The 19511-nt window shown below is 68.1% G+C and carries 17 protein-coding genes and 1 tRNA gene; 11 read left to right on the plus strand and 7 right to left on the minus strand.

Annotated features, from left to right (window positions below; translation table 11 throughout):
- The first annotated feature begins 46 nt into the window (after positions 1-46).
- On the plus strand, positions 47-685 hold the full coding sequence (locus tag VMF51_RS19295; protein WP_325476090.1) for a response regulator transcription factor: 639 nt from the start codon (positions 47-49) through the stop codon (positions 683-685).
- Positions 686-739: 54 nt separating this feature from the next.
- Entirely contained in the window at positions 740-1630 is an 891-nt protein-coding gene (locus VMF51_RS19300; RefSeq protein ID WP_325476091.1) for a hypothetical protein, read from the plus strand.
- Here VMF51_RS19300 and VMF51_RS19305 read toward each other — a convergent pair.
- The 3 genes from VMF51_RS19305 to VMF51_RS19315 form a co-directional block, all read right to left on the minus strand.
- Positions 1614-2591, minus strand: coding sequence for a sulfotransferase (locus tag VMF51_RS19305; protein ID WP_325476092.1), 978 nt, complete (start codon positions 2589-2591; stop codon positions 1614-1616). The genes VMF51_RS19300 and VMF51_RS19305 overlap by 17 nt on opposite strands.
- Before the next feature lie 63 nt (positions 2592-2654).
- Entirely contained in the window at positions 2655-2990 is a 336-nt protein-coding gene (locus tag VMF51_RS19310; protein WP_325476093.1) for a YnfA family protein, read from the minus strand.
- 57 nt (positions 2991-3047) lie between these two features.
- A tRNA-Arg gene (locus VMF51_RS19315) sits at positions 3048-3124 on the minus strand.
- A gap of 475 nt (positions 3125-3599) precedes the next feature.
- On the opposite strand from VMF51_RS19315, the gene VMF51_RS19320 reads away from it, so the two are divergent.
- The 3 genes from VMF51_RS19320 (at position 3600) to VMF51_RS19330 (ending at position 6456) form a co-directional block, all read left to right on the plus strand.
- Positions 3600-4457, plus strand: coding sequence for a sce7726 family protein (locus VMF51_RS19320; protein WP_325476094.1), 858 nt, complete (start codon positions 3600-3602; stop codon positions 4455-4457).
- Positions 4433-5410, plus strand: a complete 978-nt coding sequence (locus VMF51_RS19325; RefSeq protein ID WP_325476095.1) for a sce7725 family protein — start codon at positions 4433-4435, stop codon at positions 5408-5410. The genes VMF51_RS19320 and VMF51_RS19325 overlap by 25 nt, the downstream gene beginning before the upstream one ends.
- A 467-nt stretch (positions 5411-5877) precedes the next feature.
- Positions 5878-6456 carry an RES family NAD+ phosphorylase gene (locus VMF51_RS19330; RefSeq protein ID WP_325476096.1) on the plus strand — a complete coding sequence of 193 codons (579 nt, stop codon included), beginning with the start codon at positions 5878-5880 and terminating at the stop codon, positions 6454-6456.
- A gap of 94 nt (positions 6457-6550) precedes the next feature.
- Here VMF51_RS19330 and VMF51_RS19335 read toward each other — a convergent pair whose 3' ends face one another.
- Positions 6551-6922 carry a hypothetical protein gene (locus VMF51_RS19335; RefSeq protein WP_325476097.1) on the minus strand — a complete coding sequence of 124 codons (372 nt, stop codon included), beginning with the start codon at positions 6920-6922 and terminating at the stop codon, positions 6551-6553.
- A gap of 336 nt (positions 6923-7258) precedes the next feature.
- Positions 7259-7825, minus strand: coding sequence for a MerR family transcriptional regulator (locus VMF51_RS19340; RefSeq protein ID WP_414689487.1), 567 nt, complete (start codon positions 7823-7825; stop codon positions 7259-7261).
- Positions 7826-9042: 1217 nt separating this feature from the next.
- Between VMF51_RS19340 and VMF51_RS19345 the strand changes: the two genes are divergently transcribed.
- The 6 genes from VMF51_RS19345 (at position 9043) to VMF51_RS19370 (ending at position 15778) form a co-directional block, all read left to right on the plus strand.
- Positions 9043-11139, plus strand: a complete 2097-nt coding sequence (locus VMF51_RS19345; RefSeq protein WP_325476098.1) for a GNAT family N-acetyltransferase — start codon at positions 9043-9045, stop codon at positions 11137-11139.
- Positions 11140-11165: 26 nt separating this feature from the next.
- Positions 11166-11705 carry an ASCH domain-containing protein gene (locus VMF51_RS19350; protein ID WP_325476099.1) on the plus strand — a complete coding sequence of 180 codons (540 nt, stop codon included), beginning with the start codon at positions 11166-11168 and terminating at the stop codon, positions 11703-11705.
- Between the two features lie 498 nt (positions 11706-12203).
- A complete protein-coding gene (locus tag VMF51_RS19355) occupies positions 12204-13472 on the plus strand; it encodes a polysaccharide pyruvyl transferase family protein (RefSeq protein WP_325476100.1) in 1269 nt (422 codons plus the stop codon).
- Between the two features lie 71 nt (positions 13473-13543).
- Positions 13544-14125: an ArsR family transcriptional regulator gene (locus VMF51_RS19360; protein ID WP_325476101.1), complete on the plus strand. Its 582-nt coding sequence runs from the start codon at positions 13544-13546 to the stop codon at positions 14123-14125.
- Positions 14126-14157: 32 nt separating this feature from the next.
- Complete coding sequence (locus VMF51_RS19365) at positions 14158-14586, plus strand: hypothetical protein (RefSeq protein ID WP_325476102.1); 429 nt, start codon at positions 14158-14160, stop codon at positions 14584-14586.
- A 148-nt stretch (positions 14587-14734) separates the two neighbouring features.
- Positions 14735-15778, plus strand: coding sequence for an LCP family protein (locus VMF51_RS19370; RefSeq protein WP_325476103.1), 1044 nt, complete (start codon positions 14735-14737; stop codon positions 15776-15778).
- 34 nt (positions 15779-15812) lie between these two features.
- Here the strand turns inward: VMF51_RS19370 and VMF51_RS19375 are convergent, their stop codons facing one another.
- Both VMF51_RS19375 and VMF51_RS19380 read right to left on the minus strand, forming a co-directional pair.
- Positions 15813-17972, minus strand: coding sequence for a carboxypeptidase regulatory-like domain-containing protein (locus VMF51_RS19375; RefSeq protein ID WP_325476104.1), 2160 nt, complete (start codon positions 17970-17972; stop codon positions 15813-15815).
- 93 nt (positions 17973-18065) lie between these two features.
- Complete coding sequence (locus VMF51_RS19380; RefSeq protein ID WP_325476105.1) at positions 18066-19493, minus strand: aminopeptidase P family protein; 1428 nt, start codon at positions 19491-19493, stop codon at positions 18066-18068.
- Positions 19494-19511 lie beyond the last annotated feature (18 nt).

The raw sequence follows: 19511 nt of genomic DNA on the forward strand, positions 1-19511 counted from the left end.
CTCGACCCTCTCACGACCGGCCGTCGCCCTGGATTACGCTCCGGGGATGAGCAGCCCTGTGCGCGTCGCCGTCGCGAACGACTACGCCGTCGTCGTGGCCGGGGTAGCGGGCGCGCTGGCGCCGTACGACGACCGGGTCGAGGTCGTCGAGCTCGACAGCGGCGTCCCGCTCGTGACGCCCGTCGACGTGCTTCTCTACGACACCTTCGGCCAGGTCCAGGCGGACGGCATCGACGTCGAGGAGATCGGCGGCGGGCTGGCCACCCGGGTGGTGGCGTTCAGCTGGAACGTGCAGCCCGAGCTGGTCAAGCGCGCCTTCGAGAGCGGGGTCTCGGGCTACATCGCCAAGTCGGTGACGGCCGAGGAGCTCGTCGAGCTGATCGAGCGGGTGCACGCGGGGGAGCAGGTCGCTCCGGACGTCGACGAGGCGGAGGAGACCTTCGGGACCTGGCCCGGCCGGGAGTTCGGCCTGACCGGCAGGGAGGCCGAGGTGCTCGCGCTGATCACCCAGGGCTACAGCAACGACGAGATCGCCCGGAAGGTCTACCTCGGCGTCAACACCGTCAAGACCCACATCCGCAAGACCTACCGCAAGATCGGCGTCAGCCGGCGGGCGGAGGCGGTGCTGTGGGGCATCGACCACGGGATGCGGCCCGACCGGGAGCGGCGGATCCGCGAGCCCTGAGCCCGTGGCCGGTGCTCCCGAAGTCGACCAGGTTGATCGACTATCCTCGGTGTCATGACCGTCCAGGCCGTGCCGATCCCGTCGTACGACGACGTCCGCGTCGTCGTCCCCGCCCCCGATGCCGGTCCCGGCAACTGGGCGGGGGCGGCCAGTGCCGTCCTCGTCGACGGCGTGTTCTGGCTGACCTGGCGCGTCCGGCGTCCACTCACCGACGGCCGCGGTGTGGCCGTCCAGGTTGCGCGGTCGCTCGACGGCGAGACCTTCGAGGTGGTGACCGAGGTACGCCGCGAGGACTTCGGCGCCGAGTCCTTCGAGCGGCCGGTCCTGGTGCCCGTGCCGGGCGTCGGCTGGCGGCTCTACCTCTCGTGCGCCACGCCGGGCTCGAAGCACTGGTGGGTTGACAGCCTCACGGCCTCGACGGTCGAGGGCCTGTCGACGGGCGAGCGGGCCGTGGTGCTCGCGGGGGACGACCGGGTCGCCGTCAAGGACCCCGTCGTCGAGCCCTCGCCCGACGGTGGCTGGGACATGTGGCTGTGCTGTCACCCGCTCACGGACCCGGGCCACGAGGACCGGATGACCACGCGGCACCTGACCAGCCAGGACGGCCTGGCGTGGACCGACCGGGGCGAGGTGCTCGCGGGCCGGCCCGGGCACTGGGACGCACGTGGCGCGCGGGTCACCGCCGTCGTCGGCCGCGACCCGCTGACCGTGCTGTACGACGGCCGCGCCGACGCCGCGTCGAACTGGTACGAGACCACCGGGCTGGCGCGCTGGGACGGTGAGCGCCTGGTGGCGGACGACGCCGTGGGCGCGATCGTCTCGCCGCACTCCGACGGGGCGTTCCGCTACGCCGCCGCGGTCCCGCTACCCGACGGGCGCACGCGGTTCTACGTCGAGGCCGCGCGCCCCGACGGCGCGCACGACCTGGTCACGCTGGTTCGCTGACCGCCTGCCGGCGCTCGAGGAACGAGCCGCGGCTCTCCCGCGAGAGCCAGTCGCCGAAGTCCTCGCCGGTGAGCTCGGCCAGCAGCGCGATGTCGTCGGCGAAGTGGGGGAGCAGCCGCTCGCGGGCCGCCGCGTCCAGCTTGGGTCGGTGGGCCTCGGGACCGCCGCTGAGCCCCGCGACCAGGGGCACGCTGGCCCGGCGCCACACCTGGGGCGGCGCGAACCGCCCGAGCTGCGCGCCCGCCCGCACGACCGGTCCCAGCACGCGGGGCCGCCAGCCGGGCTCGACGTACGCCCGGGCGTTGTCGCGGGGGATCTCGTCGACCAGGCCCGGCGTGATGCCGAGGAAGGCGCAGGTCCGGTCGACCGCGGCGCGGGGGTCCTCGACCAGCTCGCGGTAGCGCAAGACCAGCACCCGCTCGCGGTCGACGTGGCGGTAGAGGTGCTGGAGCTGCTCGCCGTACCGCCCGAGGCCGGTGTAGCGCCAGAACGGCGCCCAGCCCGCCGCCATCCGGTCCTGCTGGCGCGCGAAGGCCTCCTCGAAGTCGCCGACCGGCTCCAGGCCGTCGCACCACAGGTGCATCCAGTTGCTGTAGGCGCGGTCGATCGGGTCGCGCACCACGGCGATCAGGCGTACGTCGGGCAACCGCTCGGCGATCCTCAGGTGGGCGCTGCGGCTCCACAGGTAGAACGGGGTGCTCTCCCCGCGCAGCTGGTCGGGACCGGCGCCCTCGAAGAGCCGTTCGTACTGGTCCCAGCGCCAGACCCACTCCTGCTGCGAGTGCCGGTCGCCCGGCCCGCGCCAGTCCGGTGGCGGCGCGTCGTCGCAGAGGAAGTACTTGGGCTCCTTCGGCGTCGTCGTGAACACCTCGGGGTGCTGCCGCAGGGCGGCGTGGAGCGCGGACGTCCCGGCCTTCGGCGCGCCGATGACGAGGAAGTCGGGCCGGGGACTCCGGATCATTCCCCGAGTGTACTTACTTGATCTATCTGCATGACTTTTGTCTGGACCGGACCTGCGGCGGCGTCACGCCGAGCGCGGGGCGTACATGATCACCGCGACGCCCACCAGGCACACCAGCGCGCCGGCGACGTCGTACCGATCGGGGCGGAAGCCGTCGAAGGCCATGCCCCACGCCAGCGAGCCAGCGACGAACACCCCGCCGTACGCCGCCAGGATCCGGCCGAAGTTGGCGTCCGGCTGGAGCGTCGCCACGAATCCGTAGATCCCCAGCGCGATGACTCCCGCACCGATCCAGGCCCAGCCCCGGTGCTCGCGCACGCCCTGCCAGACCAGCCACGCGCCGCCGATCTCGGCCACCGCGGCCGCGAGGAACAGGGTGATCGAGCGCAGGGTGTCCATGGGCGGCATCGTCCCAGGTCTCCGGGTCGGTCCTGCGGGACGACCCGGCTTCACGCATGGCGCCCCCGACAGGATTCGAACCTGTGACCGGCGGATTAGAAGGCCGCTGCTCTATCCAGCTGAGCTACGGAGGCGGAGGATCGGATTTAAAGTTGGTAGAACCGTCGGGATAACACCCGTGGGGTCCACTGACGTGCTGAGCCGATCCGCGGGTCAGTCTAGGGGGCTCACGGGTGCTCGCTGCTGCGCCCGGCTCAAATTCCTCTGCGCGACCCAGCAACCGACGGCTGGGAACTACGATGCGGGTCTCGGCTCCGACCGCTGGGCGGGCAGGGCCGCGACTGGGACCCCATGGGACGTCCAGATCTGGATCTGGCGGACCTAGTGGCCAGGTATGCCAGCCTTCCCGCCCGCCGGGTGGACGCCCGCCCTGGTCCAGGTTTGGGCTGCTCGCTTGGATCTACGCGGCGTTGTGGCGAGAACTTGAAGGCTCTGCGACACCGGCTGCCGGCGCACGGGAGACGCCGGCTCCCGATAGAGTCCGTCGACGAGCAGGCCCTGATCCCGACCAACTCGTACGAAAGGGGCACGACGGAAGGGGATGCAGCGTTGCCAGCGTCAGTCGGGCAGCAAGCCGCCGCCCTGTTCTCAGCGGCGACCTTCAGGCCAGTACTGGCAGGGAGACCTACAGAACGCATCGACCGCCTCGTCGAGAGTCTTCGTTCTGAGATCACCCCCAGCGCGAAAACCAACGGCGAGGTAATTGACCAAGCATACCGGCACCTCGCGGCGCAATACCGGAGTGAGTACGTCTACAAGAACCTGATTGCGAGCAAGATGCTCGTGGGGCGCCATCGAGCGGCCAATGCCGCACTCATTCATGAGTTTCGCGTAGGTGATGCTGTAGCCGATTGCGTCATGATCAACGGCGCCGCCACAGTATATGAAATCAAGACGGAGTTGGATAACCCCGACAAGTTGGTTCGTCAACTGGCCGAATATTTCCGTGCCTTTCGGTTGGTGAATGTCGTCGTTCATTCCTCGGACGCTGACAGGTACTTGTCTCACCTGGCGCACGACCCGACGGGCATCATCGTGGTCGGATCCAGGCGGCGGCTCTCCATTGCGCAAGAGGCGAAGCCGTTCGACGGCGAACTGGACACGCGAGTGATGTTCAACGCCCTCAGGCAGAGCGAGGCCGCCTATGCTCTCGCCGCCTGCGGCATCGAACCACCAGAGGTGCCCAATGGGGTGCGCTACTCCCAGTACCTAGAGCTCGCTAGCTCGATCCCGCCATCCGTGTTCCAGGTGGCCTTCGCGGCGGCGCTCAAGATCCGGCGCATCAAAGCGGTCGAACTTCTGAGAGAACCGCGGTACGAGACTCTACGATCTCTCGTAGTCCAATTGAACCCGACGCCGCAGCAGGAACAGCGTTTGCGCGCGTGGCTGACGAGAGACGTGCGATAGCTATGTACACCCCATACCTGCGTGGCAAGCAGTACGAGCTGCTGGCACTGAAGGAGCGAGCTGGACTCCTCGGCACAAGCGGCTCGATCGTCCCCATCATCGAGCCAGTCAGAGAGCCCGACGGCGGGCTGGACCGATGCCTGAACTCTTTGCGCGAAGCTGCGGTCGAAGTCGTCCTGGTCGCCAACCCCCGGGTCGGGGCATTGTCCGGTGCTGGGATAGCGACCAGCCTGAGTGAGTATGTGCAGCATCAGCGCGACGTGCGGTGGAACTTCGGACTTCTAATCGACGAGTCCACGGACGTCCGCGCACTATTAGCCCAGTATGACGCGTTGCTGCCAGCGGAGTCGGAGCTTACGCTAATTCATCGTGGAGTTAGCAGTGATCCGGACTTCCTTCGCAGTGAGAGCCGTCGGCTCGGGCGCAAGTACGACCTCGTGGACGACTCCTTGCGGCAGCGACATTTTCGACAGTTCCTAAGGGAGTCGATTGGGATAATTCTGCACGACGGATTCCGCGCAGAGGAGCGAAACTCGGGCTATTTGGCGCGCGAAGAAGGCGTGTTCACTGAAGACAATCTTTATTTTCGCGAGGAAGGTTGGGGCGGATTCGGCGACTACCTAACAATAGGTTCAGGATGGACCGAAGGTGGGTTCACTCCCAGGGCTGTCGCTATCCACTGGACCTATCAACCAAGTCCAGGCGCCCCAATCATGATTCGCCACTTCACCTCCCAGTCGAACGGCGACACTGCAAATGTCGGCGGGAAGTTTCTCGAGGCGTGCAGTAAACTTGTTCGCTTTTTGGATGAGCGCGATCTACGTGGACCGGCGGCGAACACCATGCGTCAACACCTAGAATCGCAGACTTACCCGGGTCTTGGCATCGTCAAGAAACTCTCCGTTCAGAATCACCTCGAGTTGATGGCTGCCGTTCTCGCGGGCTCGGCATGAGAGCCTGCCAAGCTTGCTTCGCAGCGTCTACGTGGACAGCCAATGCATCGCCCCCGGAATCGTCACCAGCCAACTGCGACTTCGGGCACGGGTACTCGGCGCAGACGTGGCCGACAACCGCTTGGGTCGACAGCATCAGCGGGCTCCTGGCCGTCTACCAAGACTCGTCCGACGCTGACGCCGAGGAGATCGAAGACTGCATACAACGGGATTGGGGCATATTCAGCCTGTCCCCGGAACATGTCAGAGCGTTCCTTTCGTCCGCCGTCCCCGGGCATCGACTCCTGGCAGAGGGAGTTCGAGCTCGACTGAAGACCGCTGGTGGCGAGACCGCCGGCACGGACCATCTGACTTCATGGTCCGCATTCTCAGAAGAGATTCGTAAGCGGAATCGCTACTTCCCGAAGACCGTGCCGGATCTCTCGCTACTTGCACAAGTCCTCGGTGACAGCGTCTGCCGTATCGACGTGGACATCGACCTCTACCGAGGGCGCCTCTTCGAAGGGGAGGCGCCGACAATGTCGGAAATGGGAGCCCCGCCGGCAGAAAAGGCGGCGGCGGGGAGGGCGAACCCAGTCGGCATTCCCTATTTGTATCTTGCGTACTCGCGAGAGACATGTCTATACGAGGCGCGGGCGACCACACTGTCGAAGTTGGCGGTCGGGCGCTTCCAGCCGACGAGGCAACTAAGCGTCCTCAACCTGGCGGACATCGAACCGCCTGATTTCTTTTCGCTGTTCGAGGTTGAGTCGATCGAAGCTCAGATATCTCGGGCCGCATATCATCGCTATTTGACTTCTCTCGGCGAGGAGTTGCGAAAACCGATCCGGTCGTCCGACCGTTTGACGGACTACATTCCAACTCAGTATCTGTGCGAGATGGCGAAGTCGATTGGCTTGGACGGAGTGCTTTATTCGAGCTCGCTTGACCCCGCAGGTCGCAACCTAGTTCTATTCGACGTCCAGTCCTGTGAATGTGTCGCCGAACCCGAGATCATCGAAGTGACCGCAGTGAGTTTGAACTGGCACATGGTCCCGTCGCTGTAGGCGCCACGCACCAAACGGAATCTAAAATCGACTTCTGTTTGCGTCTCTCTTCTTGCTTCGTCCGCTGCCGTGGATTCGGAGTACTAGCTAACGTTCAGGCGGCGCGGGCGACGGCGGCCCCGCGGTCGTAGAGGTGGCTGGCCTTGACCTTAGCGATGATTTTGCCGCGGGGGTCGAGGACGTGGACCTTACCTTCGCAGAGCATGTCTTCGTTAATGGTGTTCTTGAAGTCTCTGAGCATGTTGTGGGTCTTGCCGCCGTGAATCTTCTTGGCTGCCTTGAAGCTCTCGGTCTGGCGCAGGACGCGGTAGGGGCGGGTGAGGGCGAGGCTCTTGGCCTTCACATCGACGTCGGCGACGCCGGCGCGACGAAGGAAACGCTCGATGGCGGGTTTGAGCGACGCAGAGCCTTTCTTCGTGCCGGGGGCGCCGCCGGTGTAGGTCAGCCGCTGGGGTCCGTCGGGCATGCCGGCGAGGACCCGGGCGAGGGCGTTTGCGCTGTGTTCTTCGAGTTCGATAGTGCGCGGGGGCCAGCCCCAGACGGCCTAGGCCCTGATGGTGTGGGGCGTGTGACGGTCGTCGAGCTGGTTGGTGGTGAGGTCGCAGCTCTCCATGGTGCGGATGCCGGCTTCGGCGATTAGGTAGGCGGCGATGGGCAAAGGCAGCACCATCTCGCAGAGATCCCGCCACCGCGCTTGAGGTGCACTCTCCGGCCGATGAGCGCGCGCTAAACGACCCGAGTCAGACGATTCGATTCCCCACCTTGCGTGCTCAGGACTACGCAAAGGACGGTCATCCTCGGCCTATGCCACGTCAGGCGGTTCAGGGCGCTCGGGCGGCTCATCAGGGGCGGCGTGCTCCGCAGGCAACTGTCTCAAGGTGTCTCTGATCTGCTCTTGCACCGCCCCCACGGAGACACCGAACATGCCCTTCCCGGACTGGAGCAGGTCGATGATCTCTTCACTGCTCGTCGTCTCGTAGACGGATTGGCCGTCGCTCATGAGCGTCACGCGCTGTAGAGCCTGAGTCGGATGCGCTCGCAGGTGAACGACGGCTGTCCGGATCTGTTGCAGGCTGATCCCTGCATCCAGAAGGCGCTTGATGACCCGCAGCAGAACGACGTCCAACTCGCTGTAAAGGCGCTGCGAGCCCGGCGCTCCTCGCGCTGGCCTTACGGTGGGTTCGACCAGACCGGTGCGTGCCCAGTAGTCGAGTTGCCGGTAGGTGATGCCAGCCGCGTTGCAGGCAGTCGGCCCGCGATAGCCGAGGTCTTGGCCGGAGGACGGGCCTTGCTCGACCGGGCGGTGGGCGAGTTGGCCTTGCCAGTCGATAGGGCCTTGCAGTGCATCGCGACGTCTCTCTAGCGCCAGGTGGGGTGCTTCGCCGCTCTCTTCGGCCTTTTCTACGTCGTTCAGGGCAACTTCGATGGCTTGGTTGACGCCGATCTCTCGCCCGGCATCGAAAGCCTCCGCTACGACCTCCTCGTAGCTTGCGTCGAGTTTGGTGCCTGCGATCTCAAGGTTCAGTGGCACGCGCTGGATGAACCCCAGGAGGCAGAACACGCCACCGAACGCGATCAGGGCGGCACTGGCCGCGCCGGTCCCGACGGTGAATGTCGCTGCGATCCCCGTTGCGAAGAGGGCTCCGCCAATCGTCCAGCACACGACCACTTCCCGCCGAGACAAGGGCCTGGACGTGACCCTGCGCTTGGGCGCCGGATCCGGAGCATCATCGACCATGCCGTGCAAAGTACGGGAGGATGTCTGGATGGTGTAGGTGAAGCGGCGTGCAGGCTTGGCCATCGGCATCCGGACGCACGCTTCTGCGGCCGGGAGTGCGGTCCACTGTCGCTAAAGCTGCGACAAGAACAATTTGCCCGAAGCGGTTCCACGGAAGCGCGCGCAGCCGGGGCGCCGAGAGTTGGCGGGGAGGGAAAGACCGGCTGAGCACTCGGACCCGCGTTCCTAGCTGAAAGGCGACCTTGCGGAGACAGCCCCTCGTGAGCTGCTCTGCCCTCTCCGGCTCCGCTCGGGCCCGGCGGCACTGTCAGGTCCGGGAGCCTGATCAGGTCGTCGATGATGCCCCGCACGAGGCCACCCGCGTAAGCAACGGTTCTCACGAGCGGGTAGCCGGTCGCTACCGAGCCGGGACCGAACGTGACCGTCACGGTCTCGGTGAACCCGGCGGGACGGGGCGCCCGTTTGGGCTCTGCGCTTCGATCACCACTTCGCCGGGCCACCATGCGGGCTGATCCTCGCCGATCCAGTCGACGACTCCGCCCGCAATGACCTGAATCTCGCGGTGCTTGCCGTGATTCCACAACTGGTGGAGCAACAGCACGCTGCTCGGATGGAGATGGGGTTGCTCACCTCGGATGAACTCCCGAACCGGAGGTTTCAGCCAGCGAATGGCCCTCTCATCCGTAGGTGACAAGGTTTTGTCCTCGGTGATCGGGAAGTAGCAGGCGGAACAACTCGTTGCAGTACTTCGACGCGAAGGCCTTAGAAGCAAGGAGGCCCAGGTCCCGACGAAGTGCCCCAGTCCGTAAGTCAAAGACAACAGGCGTCGGTAGAGCCACACTGACCAAGTGACTCGAACTGACGTTGACAACGCCCCCGACGACATGCGCATTGTCGGCATCGAGGCAGTGGCCCCGGAGTGGGTGGAAAGGGTCATCGAGCTCGGCGACGCCAACCGGGACCGCCTAGGTCCGATGCCCTATTCCGGCTTCAGGGAGGCGGCAACGAACGGCAACATCGTCCTGGCCCTCCGAAACGACCCCGACGGGACCGAAACCCTGGCCGGCTACTGCCTGTATGCCCCCACAGTCCGGGCCGACTGGTACGCCCGAATCGCGCACCTGTGCCTGACGGACGACGCGCGGGGTTCTGGCGTAGCTCGACGACTCATCGACGCGGTGATGGACCGTTGTCCTGATCGGCTCGGTCTGCGGTTGAAGTGCCGAGACGACTGGGAGGCGGCAAAGAAGTGGCCGAGCCTCGGATTCGAGCCCGTGCGCCGGAGAACGGGTCGAGGCAAGACCCGAGAGCCGATGACGGAGTGGGTCAAGCAGAACGATTCAGTCGCGAACCTGTTGTCGCTGCCGGGGGAAGACCCTGATCAACTTCTGGCCGGGGTCGACAACAACGTGTTCTGCGACCTGTACGGCACCTCATCGAAGCGGCGGCAGCGGTTCTCGGGCACCGTCGCACTCCTGGCTGCATCAGAGCAGATTCGTCTTGCGAGGCCGTTCACGCTGACCCAGGAACTGAACAGAACCGCGAACGAGCGTGAGCGGGACGCTCTGTTGCACACTGCGGCCGCGAGCGGGATGAAGGTCCTCAACGGTGACCGCGCCGAGATCCGGGAGCTTCGCGACGAACTTCTGAGGGCCGTACCCGTCGACGTTCTTGTCAACGACGACAGTCTGAGCACAGACGCGTTGCTTCTGGCCGAGACCATCGTTGGGGGTGCGGACTTGTTCGTCACCCGTGACAAGAACATTGTCACCTACCTCGGACCGACGGCCGCCGAGGGGAGAGACTTCGCAGTCCTGTATCCCGACGAACTTCCAGCGTTCATCGACCGCCGGGCCGACGCTGCCAGCTATTTACCCGCGCAGCTGGAAGAGACGCAGTTCCAGGTGACGCGAGGGGACGCTGCGACCTGGAACCCAGAGAACCTCAGCAGCCTCCTCGACAACGAATCAGGCGAACGGAAGGTCAGCTTCAGGGCCCTCATCAAGTCACTCGCGGAACGGACCGCCGGGACCGACGGCCGCCAGGTGATGCTCACCCCCACTGGAGACGTCCTCGCCATCTGGTCCGCCGAACCAAATGACTCCACCCTGGAGGTGTCGCTCCTTCGCATCCAACGTGGACCACTGCTCCCCACGATCGCCCGCCAGATCTCCCGAACCCTGCGCCGGAGAGCTGCAGCATCAAATCTCACCACCATCCGACTTACCGACACGCATCTTCCCGCAGCCATCGCCAGCGAACTCGACCGAGACGGTTTCAGAACCGACCCCGCGACCAACAGCCCAGTCGCAACAGTCCTCACAACCATCGGCACCTGGGCCGAGGTCCGGACTGCCGCCGAAGCAGTGCCCGAGTCTGGCTTCGTCCTTCCTGCCCGCCTCGGATCGACAGCAGAAGCATCAGAGTACGAACGGCTCCTCTGGCCCGCCAAGGTCCTCGATTCCGACCTGCGGACCTACATCGTGCCCATCCGCGGAGTCTTCGCCGACGACCTTCTTGGACACGTACCAACTCTCCTTGCCCGACCCGCCGAGCTCGGCCTGTCCCGCGAGCACGTCTATTACCGCAGCGGACAAAGCCGACCCGCGGCCCCTGGTCGCATCCTGTGGTACTCCAGCGCCCGCGACCAAGAGCTCGTCGCTTGTTCCAGGCTCGTCGAGAGCGTCACCGGTAGCCCCGAGGTCCTCCACCGGGAGTTTGCCAACATCGGCGTCTTCGCCCTTCAGCAGATCCGAGCGATCGCAGACAAACGCGGCAAAGTGAACGCCCTACGCTTCTCCGACACCGAAATCTTCGCCCGCCCCATCCCCCTAGCACGGGTCCAGGAACTGTCGGGAGGCACTGCTAAGTTGACGCTTCAGTCGCCATCCCCGGTCGACTCCGCGTGGTTCAAGAGGCTGTACGAGGAGGGGGTTCGCCGATGAGAGTCCTCCGAGTCGCCCAAGGAACCGTGAAGGCAATCGAGGCCAGCCTTCGGTCGGCGACCGCCTCCACCGAACGCGAACGTCGGACGACGGGCAAGGCAAGAACTGCACCGGCCGCGACTGAGTACGCAGTCGAAGAAGTGCCTGAGCGATCACTCTTCATCTCTGTGAAGCCGCGGTACGCGGACGCCATCCTCGCGGGCACCAAGACCGTGGAACTACGCCGCACCCGACCCAACCTGCCTGACGGTTCCCTCGTCATCCTGTACTCCTCCACGCCGACCCGCGCTGTCGTCGGCTGGGCACACCTCACCGGCGTACGCGTAGGCACCCCGACCGAAATCTGGGCCAAGTACGGCACCAAAGCAGCCATCGACGAGCCCGACTACGACGCCTACTTCGACGGTACCGATCAAGCCTTTGCTCTCGAACTGAACAGCGTTGTCGCCGCCGTCCAACCCATCCCACTCGACACCATCCGTTCCATCGGCATCCAGCCCCCGCAAAGCTGGCGATACGTCCCAGCTGACGTCACCACCCAAATCCAGGCATCAGCACTCGCCTGAGCCGCAGGTCCGGAGGGACAGTTGGCAGCCTGGTCTTCATCTACCTTCCAGCAGCAGACGGTCGGTTCGTGTCCTTGAGTTGGCCGATCCAACCGTGAAGGCCGCCGGCCGAGACGCCTGGAGCGAGTCGACCGCGGCTCCTGACAAGCCTCGGCTGCAGGTCAGGCGCCTCCAAGCCGTCATCCCGATCAGTCGGCGTGGTGCGACCTGACAGGCCCGTCGCTCGCTGGAGCAACAGGGGCGGACGCGCCTCGCGGCCGGCATCAGGCACATGTAGCAACGGCCGCGTTCCAGATTTTCCGCAATGGCGTTCCCCATTCGAAGTAGGAACCCAACCGAACTGGATCGTTCTCGCAGGTCAGAACTGGATTTCCTACGCTCCTCGGAGGCGGGACGGCAGACAATACCGGCGACGGAACCGCTGGTACGACGGTCCTGGGTTTTGGTGCGCAGCGGGCCGATCCCAGGTCCTGCGGGCGCCTCGGTAGGCTCCCGTCGATGTCGCGCATCCTGCTCCGAGCCGGGAAGAGCCCGTTCCAGGTGCTGAGTCCCGAGCGCAGCCTCGCCGTCGGGCGGGTGGGGGTGTTCGGCGCGAACTCCGGCAACCTGCTGTTCTCGTCGGCGGTGCACCGCACGGTGAGCGTGCCGGGGGCGGAGGTCGTCACCGACGGGTTCGTGCTGCAGAGCCTCAAGCGCGTCCCGCGCACCGCGGCGTACGTCGACGAGCGCTTCGACCAGCTGGTGCTGCCGTTCGCGAACGCGTTCCGTGCGGGCTTCACGCGGCAGCTCGACACCTACTCCGACCTCATCGAGCGGCTGCGCGTCCCCGTCGTGGTCGTGGGGGTCGGGGCGCAGATGGGCTTCCACGCCGACCGACCGGAAGCGGGATCCGACCTCGACGCGTCGGTGAGCAGGTTCGTACGTGCGGTGCTCGACCACTCCGCGTCGATCGGCGTACGCGGGGAGCGCACGGCGGCGTACCTGGCGCGGCTGGGGTTCTCGGCACCCCACGTCGACGTGATCGGCTGCCCCTCGCTGTTCACGGACGCCGACGGCTTCCGGGTGGAGCCGCGCGAGGTGGACGCGTCGAGTCGCATCGACCTCACCTACACCTCGGGGCTGGAGTCGCTCGTCGAGCGCAGCGCCGCCGACTACCCGCGCCTGGAGTTCGTGGCCCAGGAGCACCACCGGCTGCGGCTGCTCCTGCAGGGCCTCGATCCCGAGGGGTACGACGGCCGCGGACTCCTCGGCTCGGGGCACCGTCTCTACCGCGAGGACCGCGTCCGCTTCTTCGTCGACGCCCGCACCTGGGTCGACCACCTGCGCGACTTCTCCTTCGCGTTCGGCACCCGCATCCACGGCTCGATCGCGGCGATCCTCGCGCGCGTGCCGGCCGTCGTGCTGTCGTACGACTCCCGCACGCTGGAGCTCGCGCAGTACCACGGCATCCCGTACCGCGACTTCCACGCGCTCCCCGACGACGTCACCGTCGAGGATCTCGTCGCCGGCACCGACTACTCCGCCTTCAACGCCCGGTTCCCCGAGCTGGCGGCGCACTATCGAGCGTTCCTCGAGACGAACGGCATCGAGCACATCTGGTCGCCCGGCGCCGCGAACCCGGAGTACGACGCCCGCCTCGCGGCCCTCGACCTGCCCGGCCCCGTCGGCGTGGCCGGCGCGTCGGACCGGACGCCTCCCCTCGAGCCGATCGGGCACAGCGCCGTCTCCGAGCTCGTCGCGCTCCGCCGGGCGGAGAAGGCTCCCTGACTGCGCAGGGAGGCTTGACATTCCCATAAAAGGTGAAGGATCTTTCACCTGTTATGAGAACGAGTCCACCGGTGCTGCTCCCGATCCTGCGGTCCCAGCTCCAGGGCGAGGTGCTGGCTCTGACCTACCTCAACCCTGACGCCGAGTACAGCATCACGGAGCTGGCGAAACTCATCGGGGCGAGCGTCAAGAGCACCCACCACGAGGTGTCCCGTCTCGTCGACGGAGGGCTGCTCCTCGACCGCAGGCTGGGCACGTCCCGGATGGTGAAGGCGGCGCCGGACACGGTGCTGGCCCGACCGTTGACCGATCTCCTGGCTGTCACCTACGGGCCGCTTCCTGTCCTGACCCGGGCTCTCGCGACCGTGCCCGGGATCGACCTGGCGTTCATCTACGGCTCCTGGGCGGCGCGCTACCACGGTGAGGCTGGCCCGGTGCCCGCAGACGTGGACGTCCTCGTCGTCGGGACTCCGGATCGTGACGACCTCGACGATCAGGCGCACGAGGCCGAGCGGATCCTCCGGCGCGAGGTGAACATCCGCAGGGTCCGACCTCAGGCCTGGTACGAGTCGGACGACCCGTTCCTGAGCACGGTGCGGACGCGACCGATGGTGCCTCTCGCGATCAAGGCCGATGGGAGTGACCAGTCGTGAGGTGGAACCAGGGTCGGAACGAGATCGAACAGATGCTCACGAACGGCGAGCTGGAGCGGGTGCCGCCGAGTCGAGCGCACGCAGACCGGTTGATGGCGCAAGCGGGTCGGCACGTCACGTCGGCAGAGACGATCTGCGAGTCGGATCCCGAGGGTGCCTACGACACGCTCTACGACGCGGCGCGCAAGTCCCTGTGGGCCATCCTGGCGAACGAGGGACTGCGACCGACGACCAAGGGCGGTCACCTGGCGGCGTACCAGGCGGTCCGGGCGCAGCTGGATCCGCCCTTGGGCCAGCAACTGCGCCCGTTCGATCGAATGAGACGTCACCGCCGCGACGCCGAGTACCCCAGCGTCGACACCCCCGAGCTCACCGCAGACGACGTCCGCGACGACCTGCCTCTGGTGCGGTCGATCCTGGAGATCGCCGGGGGAGTGCTCGACACCATGCCGGTGTACTGACCGGCAGGTACGACCGAGGTCGGGTTACGAACCGCTCGACCGGTCGGGCCATGCCCTCTTTCGGGGAACTCCCCGCCCGATCCCCGCCTCACCCCGTCCCGGCGGCGCAGTCTCCGAAGAACGGAGCGGCTGACCGGACGGGGGCGGGATGGGACGGGGGGATCCTGAGGACCGCCGACGCGACCGCAAGGCGCTGGTGGGGCTGCTGATCTGCGCGGGCGCCATCGCCCTCGTCGTGTCGGGCACGCTCGTCTGGGCGCAGTCGAAGATCCCCGACGTCCGGCACACCGAGCCGGCGTTCGTGGGACTGGAGAACCGGCCGCCGCGCGCGCCGGGCCCGGCCGGGGAGGCCGTCAACATCCTGCTGCTGGGCACCGACCGGCGCTCCGACGTACCGACGACCGGCGACGCGGCCGAGGCCGAGGCCTGGGTGGCGGGGGAGCAGCGCTCGGACACGATGATGCTGGTCCACGTCGCCGCGGACCGGCGCTCGGTCCAGGTGGTCTCGCTGCCGCGCGACTCCTGGGTGCCGGTGCCCGGGCACGGTCGCGCGAAGATCAACGCGGCGTACTCGCTGGGCGGCCTCCCGCTGGCGGTGGAGACCGTGGAGACGCTCACCGACGTGCGCGTGGACCACGTCGCGGTCGTGGACTGGGACGGCTTCCGTGCCCTCACCGACCTGGTGGGCGGCGTCCGCGTGCAGGTGCCCGAGACGGTGACGGACAGCATCCGCGGGATCACCTGGACGGCGGGCGAGCACCTGCTCAACGGCGAGCAGGCCCTCGCGTACGTCGGCCAGCGCTATGGGCTGCCCGGCGGGGACCTGGACCGCGTCCAGCGCCAGCAGGCGGTGCTGCGCACCCTGATGCAGGACAGCCTGCACGCGGAGATGCGCTCCGATCCCGACCAGGTGGCCCACTTCGTGTCCGCGGTCCTCGAGCACGTCGCCGTCGACGAGACCTGGTCGCTGGCGGGGATCCTCGGGTTCAGCGCCTCGCTGCGCAACCTGCGCAGCGCCGACATCCGCTACCTGACCGTCCCGGTCGCCGGCCTCGGCATGGTGGGGGACCAGTCCGTCGTGCACCTGAACCGGCGGCTGTCCGAGCAGCTGTGGACGGCGATCCGCGACGACGTGGCCGGGTCGTGGCTGGACGCCCACGCCGACCTCGAGACGGGGGACCGGATCCGCTGAGCGCGCTCCCGGTCCCCGTCCCGGCCGGGAGAGGTCAGCGGCGGACCTTCACCGCCACGGTGGTCTTGCTCGCCGCGACGGTCGCGCTGCCGGCGTACGACGCGGTGTAGCGGTGCTTGCCGGGCCGCTGCCTCTTCAGCGTCAGCGTGGCCCGGCCCGCCTTCAGCGTCGCCCGGCCGACGACCCGCGATCCGTCGCGCACCGCGACCTGTCCGCTGACGCCGGGCGCCGCGACCTGGACCGCGAGCCGCACGGTCCGGCCCTTGACCTTCCCGGTGGCCCGGGTCGTCGAGGCGTGCTGCGCTCGGGCGGTCGGGGCCGAGAGCGCCGTCCCGGTGAAGCCGGATGTCTCGCCCGCGTCGTCGGGGGCCGAGGCGGAGACCCGCAGCCGCAGGGTGGACCCGGCGTCCGCGGCCGTCACGACGTACGACGGCCCGGTGCCCACCACCGTGCTGCCGCGCAGCCACTCCACGCGGAACGACATCCCGGCGGCGAGGTTCCAACGGCCGGTGCTCGCGCTCAGCCTGCGTCCGACGAGAGGGGCGCCGCCGATCGCGGGGCTCGTGCGAGCCCGCAGCGAGGAGTCGAGCGCGACGTCCGCGACGGCGAACTCGCCCGGCCGGGGCACGACCAGCCGGGCCTCGGCGGGCGTCGACGCGTCGGCGTACCACTCGCTCACGTGGCCGTCCCAGCTGGTGAAGCTCAACAGGTAGGGGACCCCGGGGCGCAGCTCGTCGATCGAGTACCGACCGCCGTAGTACGTGCTCTCCTCGTCGACGTAGCGGCCCGAGACGTCGTTCACCGTCACGGTGACGTCGTCGAGCGGCTGGCCGGCCGCGTCGGTCACGACGCCCCGGATGCCGCCCCACGGGCGCACGGTCACGTCGATCCCCTCGGTGACCTGGCCCGGGGTGACGGAGACGGGCGTGGCCGTCCGGGACGTGGTCCCGCCGTGCCAGGCGTCCTGGAAGGGCAGCTCGACGTCCTGGGTGCGCGAGTCCTGGACCTCGATCTTGTACGACCGCGGTCCGGTCCGGTCGAGCTCCGTGAAGTAGTAGCGGCCGTCGCGGTCGGTGACGGCCCACCCGGCCTGGCTCTGCGGCTCACCGTCGGAGAGCAGCCCGTAGGCGCGCACCTCGACGCCCATGGCGGGGCGGCCCTCCTCGTCGCGGACCACGCCGGTCAGGTCGTACCCGGCCGGGGCCGGGCGGACGCCGCCCGAGAGTCGGGCGTCCGGGACGGTCACGGCAGCGCTGCCGGCCACGGTGACCGGGGTGCTGGCGTCCCCGGTCGCCGCGTCGCCGAGCCACTCGGTGCCGTACTCGCTGTACTCGTCGGCGAAGCGCAGCCGCCACGATCCGTCGTGGAGCCGGGGTACCGCGTACGCACCCGAGCGGTCGGTGTAGTCGCTGGTGACCGTCCGGCCGTCGACGTCGTACGCCGTCACGAGGACGCGGCGCAGCGGCTTCCCGGCGTCGTCGGCGACCCGACCGCTGATCGATCCGCCCGCGGTGACCGTCAGGTCGCCCACGGAGACGTCCGCGGTCCGGTCGAAGGCGATGGTGCTGGCGGCGGCGTGGCTCGGAGAGTCGGCGACCCACTCGGCGGCGTACCGCTCGCGGTAGTCCCAGAGCTGGATCTTCCAGTCGCCGGCGGGCACGGAGAACCGGAACGTGCCGTCCGGGCGGGTGCCGTAGCTGTAGGCGCCGCCGTGCGGTGCGTTCGCGGCGAACGCCCGGACCTCCATGCCGGCGACCGGCCGGCCCGCGGCGTCCACCACCCGGCCGGTGATCGCCGGGGGCGACTCCAGCACGACCGGGTTCAGAGTGACGTCGGTGTCGGTCACGGTCACGGCCGTCGACGTGTTCCAGTCCTGGGTGTCGTCGTAGTACTCCCAGCGGCTCGAGTCCTGCGCGTCGACGACGTGAAAGCGGTACTGGCCCGGGGCGAGGGCCAATTGGATCCTGCCGTCGACGATCGGGTCGGCGAGGAAGGTGTTCCAGTAGGTGCCGGTCAGGCGGGACACCGAGACGGTGCCCTCGACAGGGCGGCCCTGGCCGTCGGTGACGGTGCCGGTCACGGCGTGCTTGCCGGGCTCGGTCTCGGCGACCGCGACCTGGGCGGGTGCCAGCGCGGCGGAGGCGCCGAGCACGCCGGAGAGGGCGAGGGGGATGAGGAGTCGTCGTGCGTTCACGGCGGGGAGGTTGGCACGGCACGCGTCCCGCGCGCTCGATCATTTCGTCCCGTTCGACCGGGCGATCCCGCCGGGACCCCCTGTCCGCCCAGGTCAGGGCAGGTGCCGGCCCATCCACTCCTCGACGTCCGCGGAGGTGCGGGGAAGCGCCGCGGAGAGGTTGCGGCTGCCGTCGTCGGTGACGAGGACGTCGTCCTCGATCCGGATGCCGATGCCGCGCAGCTCCTCGGGGACGAGCAGGTCGTCCTCCTGGAAGTACAGGCCGGGCTCGACGGTCAGCACCATGCCCGCGGCGAGGTCACCCTTGGCGTACGCCTCCGGCGCGGCCCGGCCGCAGTCGTGCACGTCCATGCCGAGCATGTGGCTGGTGCCGTGCAGGGTCCAGCGCGCGTAGGTGCGGTTGTCGGGGTCGAGCGCCTCGGTGGCCGGCACGGGCAGCAGGCCCATGCCCTCCAGCCCGTGGGCCAGCACGGTCATCGAGGCCCGGTGGATGTCCGCGAAGGGTACGCCGGGACGCACCGCGTCGATGCCGGCCTGCTGGGCGGCGAGGACCAGGTCGTAGAGGTCGCGCTGGACGCCGGTGAACGTGCCGTCGACCGGCAGCGTGCGGGTGACGTCGGCGGTGTAGAGCTGGCGGCCCTCCACCCCCATGTCGAGCAGCACCAGGTCGCCGGGCGTGATCGCGCCGGAGTTCTCGGTCCAGTGCAGCGTCGTGGCGTGCGAGCCGCCGCCGACGATCGAGTCGTAGCCGATGTCGTTGCCCATCGCCCGCGCCCGGCGGAAGAAGGTCCCCTCGATCCAGCGCTCGCCGTACTCCAGGACCTGGGTCCACTCGCGGACGCTGTCCTCGAAGCCCAGCGTGGTGACGTCGCAGGCCTGCTGGAGCTGCTCGATCTCCCAGTCGTCCTTGACCAGCCGCATCTCCGAGACGACGCGTGCGAGGTCGTCGTCCAGCCCGGCGTCGGCGGCCAGCAGCCGGTCGACGTGGGTCGACACGCCGCGGTGCACGCGCGTCTTCGGCGGCGCAGAGCGGCCGAGGTCGTCGGCGAGCCGGTCGACGTGGCGGACCTCGATGCCGAGGGAGTCGGAGAGCTCGCGGGCCGAGGGGCGGCGTCCAGCCCACAGCTCGCCGTACTGCCGGTCGCGGAAGAACTCGTCGGTCTCGCGCGAGGAGCGCGGCCGGGCGTAGAGCACGGCCTCGCCGTCGGTGAGCACCAGGACGGCGTCGCTGGTCTGGTTGCCCGTGAGGTAGGTGTGCGCGGTGTCGGAGCGGAAGCGGTAGTCGGTGTCGTTGGCCCGGGGCTTGTAGGTGCCGGCGGGCAGCACCAGCCGCTCGCCCGGGAACAGCCCCGCGAGCCGGCGGCGGCGCTCGGCCGCGCGGTCGGCGACGGCCTGGCGGGGGAGGTCGAGCTCCCGGTCGCCCCAGCCGGTGCGCATGAACCGCGAGTAGGCCTCGGGGACGGCGGGGTCGTGCGACTCGGTCTTCGGCTCGGTGCTCTCGGGCGTCGTCTGGTCGCTCACCCTCGACACTGTACGCCG

It is taken from the genome of Nocardioides sp. (assembly GCF_035503875.1).
Classification (GTDB): Bacteria; Actinomycetota; Actinomycetes; order Propionibacteriales; family Nocardioidaceae; genus Nocardioides.